The organism is uncultured Intestinimonas sp., assembly GCF_944387245.1.
GTDB lineage: Bacteria > Bacillota > Clostridia > Oscillospirales > Oscillospiraceae > Intestinimonas.
In genome coordinates this window covers 23,733-40,856 of sequence record NZ_CALXEE010000008.1, presented here as the reverse complement: position 1 = coordinate 40,856, position 17,124 = coordinate 23,733, and the positions used below count along the sequence as shown (strand labels likewise).

Sequence of the window (17,124 nt, the reverse complement as noted above, 5' to 3'; positions counted from 1 at the left end):
GCGTTTTGGTCGGTGACGTCGGAGAAGGAGGAGGCGGAAGTCTTAGGCGCCGGGGACCCGGCAGCCCGCCACAGGAAAGTGACCGCCTCAGCCCGGGTAACGGTGGACTTGGGGGAGAAGGCGCCGTTGCCGGTGCCCTGGGTGACCCCTTCCTCCACCGCCCAGGCCACCGCGTCGGCATAGTAGTCGGTGCTGCTCACGTCGGTGAAGCCGGTCGCCGGGTCGATGGAGGGCTGGTCGGTGGAGGTGGTCTCCTCCGCGGTGGAGGCCGTCAGACCGTCCAGTACCTTGCTGGGGGCATAGCAGGTGCTGATGTTGGTGCCCCGGCCCTGGGCGCCGTAGTTGTCATAGCCCCAGGCCCACAGGGAGCCGTCGGTTTTGAGGGCGATGGTGTGGATGCCGCCGGTGCTCACGGCGGCCACGCCGTCCAGCAGTTTGACGGGGACGGTCTGGATGGGCCAGCCGCCACGGGTGTCGTTGCCGCCGTCAAAGCCCAGGTAGTCGGAGTTGTTGGAACCCCAGGCCCAGAGCGTACCGTCGGTCTTGACAGCATAGGCGGTGGGGGTACTGTTCAGGGAGATGGACACCTGGACTACGTCATCCAGGATCTTGCCCAGGACATAGGTGGCCTCTTTGGTGCCGTTGCCCAGGGTGCCCTCGCTGTTCCCTCCACAGGTCCACAGGGAGCCGTCGGTCTTGATGACGGCCAGGCAGGAGTTGCCGCACTCCACATAGGCCACGCCGCTGTCCAGGACCTTCTTGGGGGTGAGCTGAGGCTTGGTGCTGGCAAAGGCGCCGGAGCCGGTCTTCACCGGCTCAAAGCCCAGCTGGCCCGCCCGGTTGGAGCCCCAGGTCCACAGGGAACCGTCGGTCTTGACGGCGGCGGCAAAGTCGGCACCGCAGCTCACCATAGCCACGTTGTCCATGATCTTTTGGGGACCGGCGCTGTCGGTCTCAGTGCCGCTGCCCAGAGTGCCGTTATAGCCGTAGCCCCAGGTCCACAGGGAGCCGTCGGTCTTGACCACAGCGGTGAAGTTGCCGCCGCAGCTCACCTGGGCCACATCGTCCATGACCTTTTTGGGGGTGGTCTGGTAGCCGTCCTCCGCGCTGCCCAGCTGGCTGGCGAATTTGCTGCCCCACATCCACAGGGAGCCGTCGGTCTTGATGGCGGCGACCTGGTTCCAGCCGAAGTCCACCGCCGCCACATCGTCCATCACCTTGGCGAATTCGTTCTGCACCCCGGTATTTTTATCGGAGGTGCCGATGCCGGAGAGGGTGGTGTCGGTGTTGGTCTGCTCGTAGCCCAGCTGATAGGAGCTGTTCAGGCCGCAGGTATACAGCTCGCCGGCGTCATTGATATAGGCGCTCAGATAACTGCCGGCGGCCAGGGAGGCCTTCCCGGCAGCGCCCGCCGCCCTGGCGGGCAAGGTTCCTGCCAGCAAAACCACAGCCAGCAGGAGGGGGAGAAGTCTTTTTGTCCGTTTTTTCATGGTGAACCCCCGTTCTGATCGGCAGATCATCTGCCGCTTCTTCTATCTGTGGAACGTCAGGCCAGCTGCTTCCACAGGCAATAGACCACATCGGACCGGGGGCAGCTGGCGGTGGCTGTAAAGCTCAGGCCCTCGGTCAGGCCGCTGCTCTGGGCCCAGCTCACCGCGGCGGCCGACCAGTCGCTCCCGCTCAGGTCGGCTCCGGCGGCTCGGCCCAGGAAGGTGAATATCTGGTCGTAGGACAGGGTGGCGGCGAGGCCGAAGGTCCCGTCGCCCACGCCGCCGGTGATGCCCTGCTCGGCGGCCCAGAGGACGGCGTTATAGTAGTAGGCGTTGGGGTCGGTCACGTCGGTGAAGGGGGAGGCGGCGGAAGCGGGTGCGGGGGACCCGGCGGCACGCCACAGGAAGGTCACAGCCTCAGCCCGGGTGACGGTGTTGGCCGGGGAGAAGGTGTTGGCGCCGGTGCCGGTGGTGACCTTATGGTCCACCGCCCACTGCACCGCCTGGGCGTAGTAATCACCGGAGCTCACGTCGGTAAAGCCGGCCACGGGCACCACGTAGTGGATGGTGGCGTTCTTCAGGTTGGTGTTGCCCGCTCCGATCTCGATCTGGGCCCACTGCTCCGGAGTGCCGTAGTAGTACACATCGGTTAGATTTTTACAGCCCACAAAGACCTCCTTCCCGATGGTGGTAAGACTGCCTCGAATGGTAATGCTGGTCAGTGCCTCGCAGTTTCTGAATGCCCTGTCCTGAATGGTGGTGAGGTTTGCCGGCAAGGAGATGGTGGTCAGAGCATTGCAGTCTTCAAACGCCTTTTTTTCAATCGTGGTAATGCTGTCCGGAAGGGTGACGGTAGGCAGCGCGTCGCAGTCGTAAAAGGTCTGATACCCGAGGGTGGTGATATTGTTGCTCAGGGTGACCCGCACCAGATTATCACAATTATAAAAGGCCCCATCGCCCAGCTCCGTGAGGCTGCTGGGGAGAATCACCTCCGTCAGGGTCTCCCCTTCACCCATCATGGCAAACGCCGACCCTCCCAGGGAGACGACCCCCTCAGGGATGGTAATGCTAGTCAGTGTGGGCGCTCCGATGATTACTTCAATATGCCGGACCGGCGCACCGTCGATCGTGGCGGGGATCGTAAGCGCATGGGGTTCGCTGGAAGTAACCTCTGCAAAATCCATAATCCCGGTCCCGGGATCAAAATAATAACCCACACCGGGAAATTCATAGTACTCCGTATATGCCATCGCGGGGACGGCCAGGGCCAGGGACAGGCAGGCCGCCAGGGCGGACACGCGTGAGAAAAATTTCTGTTTCATCATTGGCACTCCTTTTCGTTCATTTTTCCGGTTCCCGTCCGGAGGGGCTGGAATCGAACAGCCGGGATGTATCTGTGGATGGAAATGTCGGAATCAGGACGCGGCCGCCCCTCTGGAGAGGTACGGTCGGCGCAGGCTCACCCAAGGGGGACCAGGACCACACCCCGGGAGGTACCATGTGGCCCCGGCCAGACGATCAGTAGGCTGCAACACTTGACAGTGGCCAGTGCCCCCTTCCCGTTTTGAACAAGCGCCAGGATGACCACCGGGGCGGGCGGCAGAGGAGCGGCCAGGGCGCATGGCAGCCAGGGCGGAGAACAGGGTTGCGGTAGTGCCCAGGTCCCGGAAGGGCTTGCCCCGCTCCTTTTTCCGCCATGCTTCCCGTTTTGCCTCCCCATACGCGGAATCCATGTCCCGCTTCCGCTCCTCCCGAAATTCCTCTCTGGTCACACGCCTTCGCCCGCGGCGGGCTTTCCGCCGTTCCAAGTGTCCCGCGGGCCTCCTCCTCTCTGGCTATCTTTTTCGCGTCTCCGGCGCTTTGTTCTGTGATATAGTGCCGGCCCAGTCCCTTTCGGTTTTATAAATTAAAAAATTTTTTCGTGCGTTGGCAGAATTTTTTATTTGCCCAAAAACGGCACAGGCAGCTTGTCCACCTTCCCCCGGGCAGGCCCGCCTGTATGCTTTTCCCCCGAACATGGGATCACTGATGATCGCTGAGCCGGAGAAATATAAAGTGGTCGGGGGCGTCGGTCTCCAGATCCCACTCCGCCTGGATGACCCGCTCCGGGTCGGGCGGGTCCACGATGTTGACCCCCAGGAGCACCCCGTCGTAGTCCTCCGGGGCCCGCATGGTGTAGATCTCCTCCTGAAAGGCGTCGATGGTGATCTCACGTTCCAGGCCGGGCTGGCTGCTCTCGCGCCAGTCGCCGTAGTCCACGCCACTGGTCCAGCGCTTCTCATAGGAAAGGGAGAAGGTCTCCCCATCGTGCTCCACCTGGGCCTCACCCACGGCCAGGGCCTCGCCTCCATCGTCCTCCCGCCGGTCAGGGAAATAGAGCCGGCCAGTATACCAGTCGTAGAAACTATATTCCTGGGAAAAGAGCGTGAGGGCCAGGGAGGTGTCCTCAGCGCCCCCCAGGACGACCTGGGCGGTGTTGGTACAGCGAATCGTATAGGTCACATAGCCCTCCCCGTCCGGCTGGCTGACGGTGATTTCCGGCTGGGTCAGGCTGCCCGAGGAGGAGAGGACCACCAGGCCGTCATCCCCGCAGACGGCAGTCAGCGGCAGGTCCTCATAGGGTTGGGGCTCCACGATGGTGAAGCCGTGGAGGGCCCCAAAGGAGGTGTCCTCCGCCGCCTGAACCTCCTCCTGTAGGGGCGGCGCTGACTCCTCCGGGCTGTCCCCGCCCATCAGTACGGAGATCCCCACCGCACCGCCGCCCACCAGGATGACGGCGGCCACCAGTCCGGCGACCAGCTTGGTGGAAAGCCCGGCTGTTGCCGTTCCTGCCGCTGAAACTCCCGCCGCGGCACTGGTCCCGACCGCAGCACCTCCGGTGCCCTCCACAGCGGCTGCCCCGGCCTGGGCCACAGCCTGGGCGGCCATAGCAGCGGCGGCTGTATCTTCCAGCACGCAGGCAGACGCCTCCTGCCGTAAGTAGAATACCAGCAGCAGGAAAGGACTGACGCTGTATAGCTTGACGCCCTTCCGCTCGTACGCCTCCACGCCCTGCCTGATGCTTTTCCGGGCGTAATTGAGGCGGCTCTTCACCGTCCCCTCGCTGACGTCCATGGTCTGGGCAATGTCCTTGACACTCATCTCGTCGTAGTAGTAAAACAGCACGCTCAGGCGCTGCTCCGGCGGCAAAGCATCCACCAGATCCAGGATCATCCGCCGGGTCTCGGCGTCGTCCAGGGCCGCCTCCGGCATCAGGGTCTCGTCCAGGTTCTCCAGGTCATCCAACATGGAGTTACCCGCGTCGTCCTCGGGAATCTGCCACTCCTTATGGGGAGCGCTGAGCAGGTGCCGGCATCGGTTGGCGGTGATGCCGTTCACCCAGCCCCAAAAGGCTGCCGGCTCCTTCAGCTTGTCTAGGTTGGTGAGCATGGCGATGAGCACGTCCTGGGTGGCATCCTGGGCGGCATCCTCCGTGTTCAACATCTTTTTACAGTGGTAATAGACCCTATCCTGGACCTTCCGCACCAGGGTGTCTTGGGCGTCCGGATCCCCTTGGCGGGCGCGCTGGATCAATGTGGTCAGCTCTTCCTGTTCCATCCCTTGCTCTCGACCTTTCCAGCTGTTTTTTCACTGCCTGGGGCAGCAGGTGCACCTCCGCGTCCATCAGGAGACAGCGGCGGAGGAACTGAAAAAAGGAAATGTATTTCATCGGGAAAGCGCCTCTTTTTTATTCATTTTACACAAATGCTACCAGAAATGCAAGCATATTACCTCCCGTGGAACGTGGTGCTCTGGCACTGCCAGCCAACTGCCGGTGCATCTCTTCCGTAATATAGTGCCGGGAGCAGGGACATCGGTTTTATTCTATTGGTCAATTTTGTCCATCCAAATACCGGGAAAAGCTCCACTCTACGCCGGAACACTGGTACAGATGTGCAGAGTCAGCGATCAGATCCGTCATGTTGTTTTTCGTTTGAAGCATTTTGAAGCGCCGAATCAGAAATTATGAAAAGCAGGCGGCTCCACAGTGCAATGGTTTCCGCAGGCAATGAGTGTCGTTTTTTGATAAAATAGTCCAAAAATATCACTTATTGAATCAGAGCGCATTCCAGGATTCGGATGCGGTCATCTCCGCCTGTTCTCTCCCATGCAGCCTTTACGCGAAATCGCACCGGAAATCCTGTCACGTCCACCAGAAAATCCTCTTGGTTCACCGTAATGCCCTGAATCAGCTCCCCCAGGACGGCCTCTCCACCTTCCAGTTCCTGCTCCAACAGGGTTCGGGTCTCCTGAACCCACTCCTCCGCTCGCCGGGTCCCCGCGCGCCTGCTCTCTAGCTTTTCCGCATGTTGATTGAGTCTCGACATTTCTTCCTCACAGCGGGACACCAGGCGGGTCATATCCGTCTGACTGAGCGTTCCGTCCAGCCAGGCCTCCAGCGCCCGGTCTTTCCTGTTCATTTGCCGCTCCAGCGCCCGCTCGATTTTGCCCAGTTCCCGGATTCCGTCGTCTCCAGCGTTGCGCAGGGCTTTCAGGTCTTCCATCAACTGGTCAATCAGGCCTGCGCCGTTCAGCGGCAGCTGGCTCAACACATGCCTGGCCACCGCGAAGATTAGCCGCCCATTTACCGCCCGCATGGCGCATTTTCCTGTACCGTCCAGATGTCCGCGGCATACAAAGCGGATATATTCCTCCCCATTTGCCCGACGGGTTCGCTTGCAGATGAAACTCTTCCCACAGCAGCCACATTTTATTTTTCCAGAATACCAATACCTGGCGGAGAATCTACGCTTCTCCTGCACCATTCCCGCCCTTTTGGCCAGTTCCACCTGCACCTTCTGAAACTCCTCTCGGCTTATGATGGCCTCATGGTGATTTCGAAGGCAGAACTGTTCCTCCTCCCCACGGTTCATCACCTTGCGGTGGGTCAGATGGTCGGTGGTAACGAATTTTTTTTGCAGAAGATCTCCGCAGTATTTCTCGTTTCGCAGGATACGCAGTACCATGGTGGAGGACCATCCCCCCACAGGCCGCAGTGGCGGGTGTACTCCCTCCTGGGTCAGTTCACGGGCGATGGCGTGGGTACCCTTCCGCTCCACCAGGAACTTGTGGTAAATTCGCTTCACCACAGCGGCCTGCTCCAGCTCCACCGTCAATGCGCCATTTTTCAACTGGAAACCGTAAATGGAGTTGTTGCCAAAAACCACCCCGCGCCGCATGGCCTGGAGTTGTCCCCAGCGGGTGCGCTCAGATACCTTCCGGCTCTCCTCTTGGGCCACACTGGCCATGATGGTCAGGCGAAATTCACCATCGTTGTCACCAGTGTCGATATTGTCGTTGAGGAACAGGACCCGTACCCCACGATTTTTCAACTGGCGAGTGATCTGAAGGGTGTCCACTGTGTTGCGGGCAAAGCGGGAGACCTCCTTGGTCACAATCAGATCGATTTCTCCGCCCATGGCCCGCTGGAGCATCTCGGTGAATTGAGGCCTCCGCCTGACCGAAGTTCCGGAGAGACCTTCATCAGCGAAGATCCCCACCAGCTCCCACTCCGGTCTCTGCTGGATGTAGCTTTGAAAAAACCTTTGCTGGGCAGCCAGCGAATTCCGCTGGTCCTCTTTCTCTGTGGACACCCGGCAATATGCCGCCACCCGCAAGGCCCTCTTATTTCCGAAGTTCATGGTACTCCGCCGGAGTGATCATCCCGGCCTCGAGAAGCGCCCGCAGCAGTGCGTTCCTGACTTGATCTTCCACGGTCCGTCCCTCCTTCCTGCGCTTGCATATATCAGAAATGATTGTGGTACACTCCACCTGAATGTTTAAGCCGCACCGCTTCAGAAAGCCGCGCTCCACCATTTTCTGAGGTAAATTGACTATGCTGCCACTGAAATGGAAATTCTAAAATGCCTTCTACGTCCCTTTAGGCTATTAGAAATCTGTTTAAGGGAGAAGTGAAATTTTACCGCAATAGCATCCTATGCGTTCTGATCCGGCATCTTGCTTCTTTGGATGGACAGCAAGGAAAACAGCTGCGTTCAATTTCGGCTTCCTATATCTGTGATTGCCGCACTCCTTTGAACGCAGTAAAACCTGGTCTCCGTACGGGAACCCGGTTTTGTGTGTCTTATCACTAATGCGGTGGGTACGGCGTTGGCCACCGCCAGCTCCTCCCGGCGGAAGTAGTCGAAGAGCCGGAGCTGCCGCGCCTCCGCCAGGGCCGTCAGCTCCGGCGACGCCCGGCCGGCGCACACCACCTGCCCAGGCCGCAGGGCGTCCAGCACCGTGGCCAGCTCCGGCTTTTGGGCGGAGAATGGGGTATTGAGCCGTCCGTCCTCTCCCGCCGCCGGCAGGGGCAGCACCACACAGTCGGCCAGCTTTGCCCCGGTGAGGTCGGCCGCCGGCTCCGGCACCCCTTCCGCCTCCTCCAGGGCCCAGGTATGTACCGTGTGTCCCTCCTCGCACAGGAGCTGGGCCAGCCGGACCTGTCGGAGATCGCCGCCTACCACCCAGATGTTCCACTCGTTCCTCATGTTTCTCCCCTCCATGTTCCGTCTGGCCCATCCTATTCCCAATCTCTGCAAAGGGTGACGGGTCATTGACAGACCGTGGCGCAGCATTTACAATAAAGAGGAAACGCCTCCGCCGGTTGGAGGCATTTGGGAAGGAGCAAACACTATGCTGTTTTCAGAGTATCAGCGCTATCAATATGCCCGCAGCCCCCTCATCGAGGTCATCTGCCAACTGCGGTTCCCCACCATCCTCACCATCAACAGCGAGGAGCCCGCCGATTTTCAGGAGGCCATCCGCCAAGATTTCCCCCGGTACGCCGTGCGGAAAGAGCAGGCCCCTCCCAAGATCGTGGGGGCCGGCGGTCCCAATCCCAAGGTGGAGCCCCAGCCCCCTATCGCCAACCACAACTTCGTCTCCACCGACGGGCTGTGGAAGATCAACCTCACCAAGGACTTTATCGCCCTCTCCACCCTGCGCTACACCAACTGGGAGGACTTCGCCCTGCGGCTGGACAAGCCCCTGGCTCAGTTCATCCAGGTCTATCAGCCCGCCTTCTTCCAGCGGGTGGGCCTGCGCTACCTCAACGCCATCTCCAAAAAGCGGCTGGGTCTTACGGATCTCCTCTGGGATGACCTGATCCGCTCCCCCTACCTGGGCATCCTGGGCGAGCCCGACGTGGACGAGACCAAGGTGGGCCGCTCCTCCCTGGACACCGAGATCGCCCTGGAGGAGGGCGTGCGCCTGAAGATCCACGCCGGTCCCGGTCTCATCAACGGCGGCAAGCAGGACCCCGAACCCAAGTTCATCCTGGACGGGGATCTCTCCCGCACCGGAAACCTGACCGCCGACAAGGTGCCCGGCACCCTGGAGGAGCTCCACCACTATGCCGAGCGCTTCTTCCACGGAGCCATTATGCCCGAGCTCCACGAGGCTATGGGCCCCACTCCCATGGCGGAATAACGAAAAAAGACGGCCGGAAGGGTGGGCTCCCCTCTCCGGTCGTCTTTGCGCCCTCTTTATTTCCCTTTGGCGAGGTCCTTTTCAAAGCAGATGAGGGTTTCCCGCCGGAAACCTTCGAAGAAGAACTCCGTCTCTCCCGCCAGGCGGTAGCCCAGCTTGGGGTAGAAGGCGGCAGCGGGGTCGTTCCCCTCATAGGTGTCCAGCCGCATGGCCCGGCACCCCTTGCCCACCGCCAGTCCCTCGGCATAGGCCACGAACCGCCGCCCCAGCCCACCACCGGCGGCGTCGGGGTGGATACACAGGGTGTGGATGACCAGCACCTCTTTGGGCTTGGCCTCCACCGTCCATGGAATTTTTGCGTACTCCGGCGGCTGGACATGGTTGAGGTTGGCACAGCCCAGAATGGTGCCTCCCACCTCTGCCACATAGAGCGTTTTTTCCTTCAGAGCCTTCTCCGCCGTGGCCCGGCAGGGGTACACCCCCCGCTCCCAGTTGGTCCAGCGGCAGCCGGTGGCCTCCTCCCGGTCCAGCACCGCCTCATAGATGGCGGATACGGCCTCCAGGTCGTCGGCAGTTGCTTTTCGGATCATTGGCGTTTCCCTCCCTCCGCCAGCAGGCGGATGTACGATTTTCCACATTATACCCCCCGCCGGTGGAGAAGGCAAGTCCGGCGGGCCATTGGAAAGGAGCGTGGTCCCCATGGCAGTGACCTATGAGGACATCAAACAGTCCCAGGAGATCCGGACCTATATCACCCAGGCCGACGCCTCCCTGCTGGCACTGGGCTTCACCGAGCACAGCTACGCCCACGTGGGCCGGTGCGCCGCCATCGCCGGCGACCTGCTGCGGGATCTGGGCTACGATGCGCACACCATCGAGCTCTGCCGTATCGCCGCCTTCATGCATGACATCGGCAACGTGGTCAACCGCAACGACCACGCCCAGACCGGCGCGGTGATGGCCTTCCGCATCCTGGACAAGATGGGCATGTCCCCCACCGATGTGGCCGCCGTCATCACCGCCATCGGCCACCACGACGACTCCACCGCCTACCCGGTAAACGCCGTGGCCGCCGCCCTCATCCTGGCCGACAAGACCGACGTGCGCCGAAGCCGGGTGCGGAACAAGGACCTGGCCAGCTTCGACATCCACGACCGGGTCAACTATGCCGTGGAGCAGTCGGTGACCCGGCTGGACCGGGAGGCGGGCACCTTCACCCTGACACTCTCCATCAACACCCAGGTGTGTCCCGTCATGGACTACTTTGAGATCTTTCTCCAGCGGATGATCCTCTGCCGGAAGGCAGCGGAGTTCTTCCAGCTCACCTTCCATCTTGACATCAACGGCCAGAACCTGTTATAGTTGCCTTGCCCCATCCGATCCCCTGGATCGGGTGGGGTCCTTTTCCCTTCTTCTTGGACTTTTTGTAAGGAAGGTGCGCTGCTGTGCAGAATCAGATCACAGAAGGGTCCATTCTCAAGCCTCTGCTCTCCTTTTTCTTCCCCATTCTGCTGGGCACCTTTTTCCAGCAACTCTACAACACGGTGGACGCCATCATTGTGGGCAACTTCGTGGGCACCGCCGCCCTTGGCGCCGTGGGCGGCCCCACAGCGGTCATCATCAACTTTCTGGTGAACCTCTTCGTGGGTCTCTCCTCCGGCGCCACGGTGGTCATCGCCCAGTACTACGGCGCCCGCCAGGGCGACCAGCTGCGGGAGGCCGTCCACACCGGCATTGCCCTGGCTCTGGCCGCCGGCGTGGTGGTAACCGCCGTCGGCCTGCTGGTCTCCGCCCCGGTGCTGGGCCTGATGGGCACCCCCGAGGACGTGATGACCTACGCCATCACCTACCTGCGCGTCTACTTCTGCGGCTCCATCGCCTCCTTCATCTACAACATGGGCGCCAGCATCCTCCGGGCCATCGGCGACACCCGCCGCCCCCTCTACTTCCTTATGGCCGCCTGCCTCACCAACATCGTGCTGGACCTCTTCTTCGTGGTGATCCTGGACCTGGCCGTGCTGGGCGTGGGCCTGGCCACCGTCCTGTCCCAGGTGGTGAGCGCCGTGCTGGTGGCCGTCTCCCTGCTTCGCCCCGGCACCGTCTACTCCGTGGTCCCCAGGGAGATCCGCTTCCATAAGGATAAGCTGGCCGCCATCGTCCGTATCGGTCTGCCCGCCGGTGTCCAGTCCAACATGTACACCATCTCCAACATGGTCCTCCAGTCCTGCATCAACTCCTTCGGCACCGTCACCGTGGCCGCCTGGACCGCCTTCGGCAAGGTGGACTCCTTCTATTGGCTCATCTCCGGCGCCTTCGGCGTGTCTATCACCACCTTCGTGAGCCAGAACTTCGGCGCACGGAAGTACGACCGGGTCAAGAAGGGCGTGCTGGTCTGTTTGGCGCTAACCTTCTCGGTCACTGCCGTGGTCAGCATCCTCTTCTGCGGCGCCGCCCCCGCCCTGCTGCGGCTCTTTACCAACGATACCGCCGTCATCGAGCTGGGCCACCACGTCATGTGGTTCACCGCCCCATTCTATGCCACCTTCGTATGCATCGAGATCTTCTCCGGCGCTGTCCGGGGCACCGGCGACTCCCTCAAGCCCATGCTCCTCACCTGCAGCGGCGTATGCGTGCTGCGGGTGCTGTGGGTGCTGCTGGTCCTGCCCCACTTCCCCGTGCTGGAGACCGTGCTGGTGAGCTATCCCATCAGCTGGACTGTCACCTCCATCCTCTACATCATCTACTACGCCCGGGGCAACTGGCTCCGCCGGGGCATCGCCCGGGCCGGCCTCGCCCCCGAGGACGCCGCTCTCTCCTCCAAATCCTGAAGTCATCTGAAATCGACCGCCGATCTTCCCAACACGGAAGGTCGGCGGTTTTACATTTTGTCACCACACTGTAACTTGACTCCAATCCACTTCAAATGTAGTATATAGACAGAACAACTACAATTGAAGTAGAAAGGAGGCAGCCTATGAAACGTCTGCCCGATACCGAGCTGGAGGTCATGAAGGCCCTATGGAATTGTGAGGGGGGCGCCGCCCGCTCCGATCTGGAGGAGGCTCTGCGGGACCGGGGCTGGGCCGCCAACACCATCAACACCTACCTCTCCCGTCTGGCTGAAAAGGGCTTTGTCTCCTGCGAAAAGCGGGGAAAGGCCAACTGGTACACCCCTCTGGTATCCCAGGCCGACTACCTCTCCTTTGAGAGCAGCGCCGTGCTGGACAAGGTTTTTGGCAAGTCCTTAAAACGCTTCGTGGCCTCCCTGGCCCGGGGCGGCGACCTGGACGACGCCGAGGTGGACGAGCTCCAACGCTACCTGGACGAGCTGAAGGAGGGACGAAAATGAAGGCCCCTCACACCATCTTTTCCAGCGAGCTGCGGGGCGAAAAGCGCCTGCTGAAGGCCCGGCTGGATAACCTGTTCATCCCAGGCGGCAAGCGCCGGGGCGGCGGCCTGCTGGCTCTGGCCCTGTGCCTCACCGTCTGCCTGGGCGCCCTGGTGTCCTGCCGGCAAGAACCTGCTCCGCCCGACCCCGACACCCTGGTCGGCGCCGCCCTGGACCAGGTCCTGGACGATCGGGACGAGCGGGAGTCCTGGGGGCTGCTGTGGGAGACCACATCGAACGGGGACATGGTCTGCGCCTTCTCCTACGACGGCGGCCCCCACGCCGCAGGTCTGGGGAATCTCCTGCTCCTGGCCGCCGACGGGACCACCGGGGAGCTGACCGGGACACCGGTCTTTCTCTCCGGCGACCAGTGCGACGCCCTCTCCTGGTCCGCTGACGACGGCCTCCACGTGCTGTGCACCACCGTCACCACCTATCAGGGCGTGGACACCTGCGGCGGCGGCGAGGTGGTGTACGCCGACGGGACGTGGACCTGGACCTGGCCGGCAGCCCCCGGGAGCCCGGACTACCAGAACTACTGGGCCGACCGGAAGGGGGTCATCACCCTGGGGAACCTGGACCTCTATATCCGGGGCGACTGGGACCCCGCCACCGCCCTGGGGACGGAGCCCCAGTGGATCTACGCGGACACCAGGCTCTTCCAGGAAGACAACCCGGCGGTGGGTATGGCCCGTGCTTACGTGGCTCAGGTGATCCCGACAGAGGTCGCCGGCAACGCCGACTTTCAGATCGCCGGCCTCACCCTGTCCGGCACCTATGACGACACCGACACGGGGCGCACCGTGGAGGCCTGGGCCCTGACCTATCACTATCAGGACCCGGGCACCAGTAATCAGGTGGAGAGCCCTGAGGGGCTCCACATCTACCTGTGCTACCCCACCGGCAATCCGGACCCCACCCGCACCTTCCTGCTGGGGAGCTCCACCGACGCCGACACCGAGCGTGCGGCCCGTCTTTTGAATCAACGCTGGTATTTCCCCATGGACTCCATTCCGGACCCGGAGCTCTACACCCCCTGGGGCTTCGATTTTGCCGATCTCTCCCCCGCCATGGAGACCGCAGCCTCCGTGTTCATCCAATCCGACTCTCAGCGCCAGTTGGATTCCCTGTGGTTCGATCCAGTGGATTTCAGTCTGATGCAGACGCAATATCTCACCTATGGCCGGGGCAGCATCAACGGCGCGGCGGCGGAGGACGTGATGGTCCTCTTCGCCGACTGGACCTGGACGGGTGAACCAGCGGTGATGAATACCGGTGAACAGCGCCTTGACTGGAGCCTTATCCTGCTCCGCCAGAATGACGGAAATGACGGCTGGGCGTTGGATGACGAGGGATATTGACGAAAGCCGTCACATTTCTCCTCACCCCGGAGACAGATTGAAAGTTCCTTCCCATCTTGCAAAGGAGAGCTGACATGAACGCCCCCAAAACCTATTTCTCCACCGAGCTCCACACGAATCAGCAAGCTCTCCGCTGTCGGCTGGACGACCTCTTCACCGCCCCCCGGCGGCGGGGCGTGTTCCCTCTGGTGTGCGCCCTGCTGCTGGTGAGCATGCTCGGCTCCCTGGTGGCCTGCAATACCCCGTCCGCCCCTACCGTCTCCGCTCCGCTGCCCACCGTGTCCCTGCCTGATCTCCCGGTGACGGAGGAGAACCGGGACGCCAGAACCCTCTACGCCCAGGTGCTCACCACCCTGCTGGACGAAAACCTTCTGCCCGGAGAGATCAACGACCCGGCAGGTTATACCGGCACCGTGGCGGAGCGGGAGGCCATGACGGAGAATCAATTTGCCGTCTGCGACGTGGACGGCGACGGCCGGGAGGAGCTGGTCATCCAATACATCACGGCCAACATGGTGGCGGGGATGCAGGCACTCATCTACGACACGGACGAGAACGGCAGACTGCACCTCCAGTTCTCCGAATTCCCCAATCTGACCTTCTACGACAACGGCGCCATCCAGGCAGGCTGGTCCCACAACCAGGGCCTGGCCGGGGGATTCTGGCCCTATACCCTCTATGTCTACGATCCGGAAAGCGACCTGTACAGAGATGTGGGGTCCGTGGACGCCTGGAGCCGGGACTATCAGCCGCAGAACTATCCGGCGGACACCGACACCAGCGGCACCGGCTTCGTCTACTACGTCTACCGGGACATGGGCACGGAATACGGGCTGCTCTCCCCGGTGGACGAGAGCGAATACCTCCAGTGGCGGGAGGAGTACCTCGCCGGGGCGGCGGAGCTGGAGCTGCCCTGGCAGAGTCTGACGGCAGAGCACATCCAGACCCTCACGGCCGCCGGCTGATGGGAAAATGGGCCGGGGCTGTCACATTTCCCCCCGCTCCGGCGATATACGGGTAGAAGAACATCTCTTGCCCTTTGGAAAGGAGGAGCAGACATGAAAGCGCCCAGGACCTATTTCTCCACCGAGCTGCATACGGGCCGGACAGCTGTCCGCCGCCGGCTGGAGGGCCTCTTCACCGTCCCCCGCCGGAGGGGCGTCCTCCCCCTGGTGTGCATCCTGCTGCTGGTGAGCATGCTCGGCTCCCTGGTGGCCTGCGACACCGCTCCCGCGTCCACCAGCCCCGTGCCCGCCCCCACGGAGTCGGCCGGTCCCGCCGGCCAGGTCTGGGAGGGGGTGGACGTCCCAGACGCCGTCCTCTCCGCCGCGGAGTCCTACGTCTGGGGCCAATACCGCTACTGGTCGGAAAACTCCGGGGCAGTGGGCATGGTGGACGGTGAGATGAAGATGATCGGCCAGCCCGCCCAGTACGACGACTGGCGCATCGAGTCCATGGAGCCCGTGTATCACTACGACGAGCTGGAGGGAGTGGCCCTGGACGTCTACCGTCTGGGCTGGCGGCTCCACACCACCACTCCGGACCAGGTGCTCCTGGCCGGGGGCATGGAGATGGATGAGGAGGGCTGGGTGCTGGCCACCTACCCCAACTCCACCTACCTGATTTTTGACGTGGGCACGGAGGAACCGGTCTACCTCTTCTCCTCCATGGTCAACGACTGCGAACCCGGCAGCGAGCTCTTCACCGAGACCATCCGCCGTCCCCTCCAGTGGGCCCTCCTCCAGGACGAGGCCGAGTCCACCGCCCTGGAATACCTGCGCGGGCAACACCCTGACCAGGAGGTCCAGCTGGCCTCCCTCACCTTCCAGCAGGAGACGACCGCCCCGCCGCAGACAGTCTGCGCCGTCTATGAGGTTGATTATCTGGTGGACATGGACGGGAAGTGGGTGTCCATGCCCCTGAACCTGGCCGACGGGGAGCGCTGCTATCTGGTGCTCGCCTACACCGGCGAGGGCTGCAAGATCCTGGGCGGCTTCAATGCCCGGCCCGGCACCTACAGCCGTCAGGCGGAGGCCCTGTCCTGGGGCCTGTCCGACACCGACTTCGCCCTACTGTGGCAGGGCGGCGGCTGGTACGGCCTGGGCGGCAGCGCCAGCCACCTCATCCATGTCCTGGGAGAGCCGGAGATCACCAACATCTCCGAAGGCGCGGTGAGCTACCAGCCCGGCGACCGCTGGGAGCGGTGGTCCTGGCCCGACCTCACCCTGGAGTGCTACGCCTCCCCGGAGGGAGAGACCTCCATCTGGACCATGGAGACCAGCCATTCCGGTTTCCGCACCAACCGGGGCATCCTCATCTGCAGTTCCACCCGGGAGGATGTGCTCCGGGCCTACCCCACCGCCAGCGACCAGCCCAACTGGGACATCGAAGGCGACTTCCTCTGGTTCGGCCCGGAGGACGGCGGCTTCGGCCACTATCTCATCTTCTACTTCGACGGCGGCGACACTGTCCGCCGCGTTCAGCTCACCGACTACTTTGACTAAAAGGGAGGGCCCCAGCCCATGTCCGATTTTCTCATCACTTTGGCCGAGATCACCCTCACCATGTCGGCGGTGATCCTGCTGCTCCTGCTGCTGGGGCCCATCCTCGCCCGGCGCTACGCCATCCGCTGGCGGTATTGGGCCTGGCTGGCGGTGGCGGTACGGCTGCTCATTCCCATAAACCTCTCCCTGCCGGAAGCCCCGGTGCAGCTGGAAACGCCGCCTGACCGGGTGGTCTACACCGCGCCCCCCAACCTCAGCACCCCTACCCCCGTCTCCACCGACTATACGCCGGTGGTGAGCACCGCCGCCCCCGTCCAGCCAGCCGTCACCCAGCCGGAGGCCACCGTCCCCGCCGTACAGCCGGCGGTCCGTTCCCTCACCCTGTCCCAGGTCCTCTTCTGGGTGTGGCTGGCCGGGGCCGTCCTCCTGCTGCTGTGGCACCTCATCGGTTACCTGCGGTTCCAGAGCTATCTGCGGCGGTGGGCAAAGCCCATGGAGGCCCCTCACTTCCTCCCCGACCTCACCCGTGAGCTTGGCCTTGCCCAGCCGGTGCGGCTCCTCACCTGCCCCGGGGTGAAGGGTCCCATGATGACTGGCCTCTCCCGACCCACCGTCATTCTGCCGGAGGAGCTGCCGCCCAGGGAGGATCTGTGGTTTATCCTCCGCCACGAGCTCACCCACTTCAAGCGCCGGGACATCCTCTACAAGACCCTGCTGCTGTGCGCCAACCTGGTCCACTGGTTCAACCCTCTCACCTGGGTGCTGCTCCGGGCCGCCGAAGGCGACCTGGAGCGGTGCTGCGACGACGACGTGGTGAAGGGGCTCCCCGCCGACGACCGGGCCCGGTACGGCCAGGTCATTCTGGACGCCGTCCGCTCCAACCGCTGACCGTGTTTCCACCGCGAAAGGAG

Annotated in this window: 14 protein-coding genes; 8 read left to right on the top strand and 6 right to left on the bottom strand. The window is 62.6% G+C overall.

Going from position 1 to position 17,124, the window contains the following annotated elements:
• The 5 genes from Q0K15_RS02445 to Q0K15_RS02425 all read right to left on the bottom strand — a co-directional run.
• A partial coding sequence (locus tag Q0K15_RS02445) for an S-layer homology domain-containing protein (protein WP_294511627.1) occupies positions 1–1,490 on the bottom strand: 1,490 nt, incomplete at its 3' end.
• A 56-nt stretch (positions 1,491–1,546) separates the two neighbouring features.
• Complete coding sequence (locus tag Q0K15_RS02440) at positions 1,547–2,812, bottom strand: leucine-rich repeat protein (protein WP_294511624.1); 1,266 nt, start codon at positions 2,810–2,812, stop codon at positions 1,547–1,549.
• 700 nt (positions 2,813–3,512) lie between these two features.
• Entirely contained in the window at positions 3,513–5,087 is a 1,575-nt protein-coding gene (locus Q0K15_RS02435; protein ID WP_294511621.1) for a sigma-70 family RNA polymerase sigma factor, read from the bottom strand.
• Between the two features lie 491 nt (positions 5,088–5,578).
• Positions 5,579–7,171, bottom strand: coding sequence for a recombinase family protein (locus tag Q0K15_RS02430; protein ID WP_294511618.1), 1,593 nt, complete (start codon positions 7,169–7,171; stop codon positions 5,579–5,581).
• Between the two features lie 354 nt (positions 7,172–7,525).
• Entirely contained in the window at positions 7,526–8,020 is a 495-nt protein-coding gene (locus Q0K15_RS02425) for a dipicolinate synthase subunit A N-terminal domain-containing protein (protein ID WP_294511615.1), read from the bottom strand.
• A 145-nt stretch (positions 8,021–8,165) separates the two neighbouring features.
• Here Q0K15_RS02425 and Q0K15_RS02420 point away from each other — a divergent pair, with 145 nt between their 5' ends.
• Positions 8,166–8,960, top strand: a complete 795-nt coding sequence (locus Q0K15_RS02420) for a TIGR04255 family protein (protein WP_294511612.1) — start codon at positions 8,166–8,168, stop codon at positions 8,958–8,960.
• Between the two features lie 56 nt (positions 8,961–9,016).
• Here the strand turns inward: Q0K15_RS02420 and Q0K15_RS02415 are convergent, their stop codons facing one another.
• A complete protein-coding gene (locus Q0K15_RS02415) occupies positions 9,017–9,550 on the bottom strand; it encodes a GNAT family N-acetyltransferase (RefSeq protein ID WP_294511609.1) in 534 nt (177 codons plus the stop codon).
• A 109-nt stretch (positions 9,551–9,659) separates the two neighbouring features.
• Here Q0K15_RS02415 and Q0K15_RS02410 point away from each other — a divergent pair, with 109 nt between their 5' ends.
• The 7 genes from Q0K15_RS02410 to Q0K15_RS02380 all read left to right on the top strand — a co-directional run bounded on the left by Q0K15_RS02410 (position 9,660) and on the right by Q0K15_RS02380 (position 17,101).
• Positions 9,660–10,322 (top strand): HD domain-containing protein, encoded by a 663-nt coding sequence (locus Q0K15_RS02410; protein ID WP_294511606.1) that lies wholly within the window; start codon positions 9,660–9,662, stop codon positions 10,320–10,322.
• 83 nt (positions 10,323–10,405) lie between these two features.
• Complete coding sequence (locus Q0K15_RS02405; RefSeq protein WP_294511603.1) at positions 10,406–11,788, top strand: MATE family efflux transporter; 1,383 nt, start codon at positions 10,406–10,408, stop codon at positions 11,786–11,788.
• Positions 11,789–11,934: 146 nt separating this feature from the next.
• Positions 11,935–12,309 (top strand): BlaI/MecI/CopY family transcriptional regulator, encoded by a 375-nt coding sequence (locus tag Q0K15_RS02400; protein WP_294511599.1) that lies wholly within the window; start codon positions 11,935–11,937, stop codon positions 12,307–12,309.
• A complete protein-coding gene (locus Q0K15_RS02395; protein ID WP_294511596.1) occupies positions 12,306–13,709 on the top strand; it encodes a hypothetical protein in 1,404 nt (467 codons plus the stop codon). The genes Q0K15_RS02400 and Q0K15_RS02395 overlap by 4 nt, the downstream gene beginning before the upstream one ends.
• A gap of 74 nt (positions 13,710–13,783) precedes the next feature.
• Positions 13,784–14,674 (top strand): hypothetical protein, encoded by an 891-nt coding sequence (locus Q0K15_RS02390; protein ID WP_294511591.1) that lies wholly within the window; start codon positions 13,784–13,786, stop codon positions 14,672–14,674.
• A gap of 93 nt (positions 14,675–14,767) precedes the next feature.
• Positions 14,768–16,213 (top strand): hypothetical protein, encoded by a 1,446-nt coding sequence (locus tag Q0K15_RS02385; RefSeq protein ID WP_294511589.1) that lies wholly within the window; start codon positions 14,768–14,770, stop codon positions 16,211–16,213.
• An 18-nt stretch (positions 16,214–16,231) separates the two neighbouring features.
• Positions 16,232–17,101 (top strand): M56 family metallopeptidase, encoded by an 870-nt coding sequence (locus Q0K15_RS02380; protein WP_294511586.1) that lies wholly within the window; start codon positions 16,232–16,234, stop codon positions 17,099–17,101.
• The last annotated feature ends 23 nt before the right edge of the window (positions 17,102–17,124 follow it).

What these genes read in the sequence shown, in the direction of transcription:
- Q0K15_RS02380 (WP_294511586.1), top strand. Translation starts at nt 16,232, where the DNA reads ATGTCCGATTTTCTCATCACTTTGGCCGAGATCACCCTCACCATGTCG.
- Q0K15_RS02435 (WP_294511621.1), bottom strand. Translation starts at nt 5,087, where the DNA reads ATGGAACAGGAAGAGCTGACCACATTGATCCAGCGCGCCCGCCAAGGG.
- Q0K15_RS02390 (WP_294511591.1), top strand. Translation starts at nt 13,784, where the DNA reads ATGAACGCCCCCAAAACCTATTTCTCCACCGAGCTCCACACGAATCAG.
- Q0K15_RS02415 (WP_294511609.1), bottom strand. Translation starts at nt 9,550, where the DNA reads ATGATCCGAAAAGCAACTGCCGACGACCTGGAGGCCGTATCCGCCATC.
- Q0K15_RS02430 (WP_294511618.1), bottom strand. Translation starts at nt 7,171, where the DNA reads ATGAACTTCGGAAATAAGAGGGCCTTGCGGGTGGCGGCATATTGCCGG.
- Q0K15_RS02440 (WP_294511624.1), bottom strand. Translation starts at nt 2,812, where the DNA reads ATGAAACAGAAATTTTTCTCACGCGTGTCCGCCCTGGCGGCCTGCCTG.
- Q0K15_RS02420 (WP_294511612.1), top strand. Translation starts at nt 8,166, where the DNA reads ATGCTGTTTTCAGAGTATCAGCGCTATCAATATGCCCGCAGCCCCCTC.
- Q0K15_RS02410 (WP_294511606.1), top strand. Translation starts at nt 9,660, where the DNA reads ATGGCAGTGACCTATGAGGACATCAAACAGTCCCAGGAGATCCGGACC.
- Q0K15_RS02385 (WP_294511589.1), top strand. Translation starts at nt 14,768, where the DNA reads ATGAAAGCGCCCAGGACCTATTTCTCCACCGAGCTGCATACGGGCCGG.
- Q0K15_RS02425 (WP_294511615.1), bottom strand. Translation starts at nt 8,020, where the DNA reads ATGAGGAACGAGTGGAACATCTGGGTGGTAGGCGGCGATCTCCGACAG.
- Q0K15_RS02400 (WP_294511599.1), top strand. Translation starts at nt 11,935, where the DNA reads ATGAAACGTCTGCCCGATACCGAGCTGGAGGTCATGAAGGCCCTATGG.
- Q0K15_RS02395 (WP_294511596.1), top strand. Translation starts at nt 12,306, where the DNA reads ATGAAGGCCCCTCACACCATCTTTTCCAGCGAGCTGCGGGGCGAAAAG.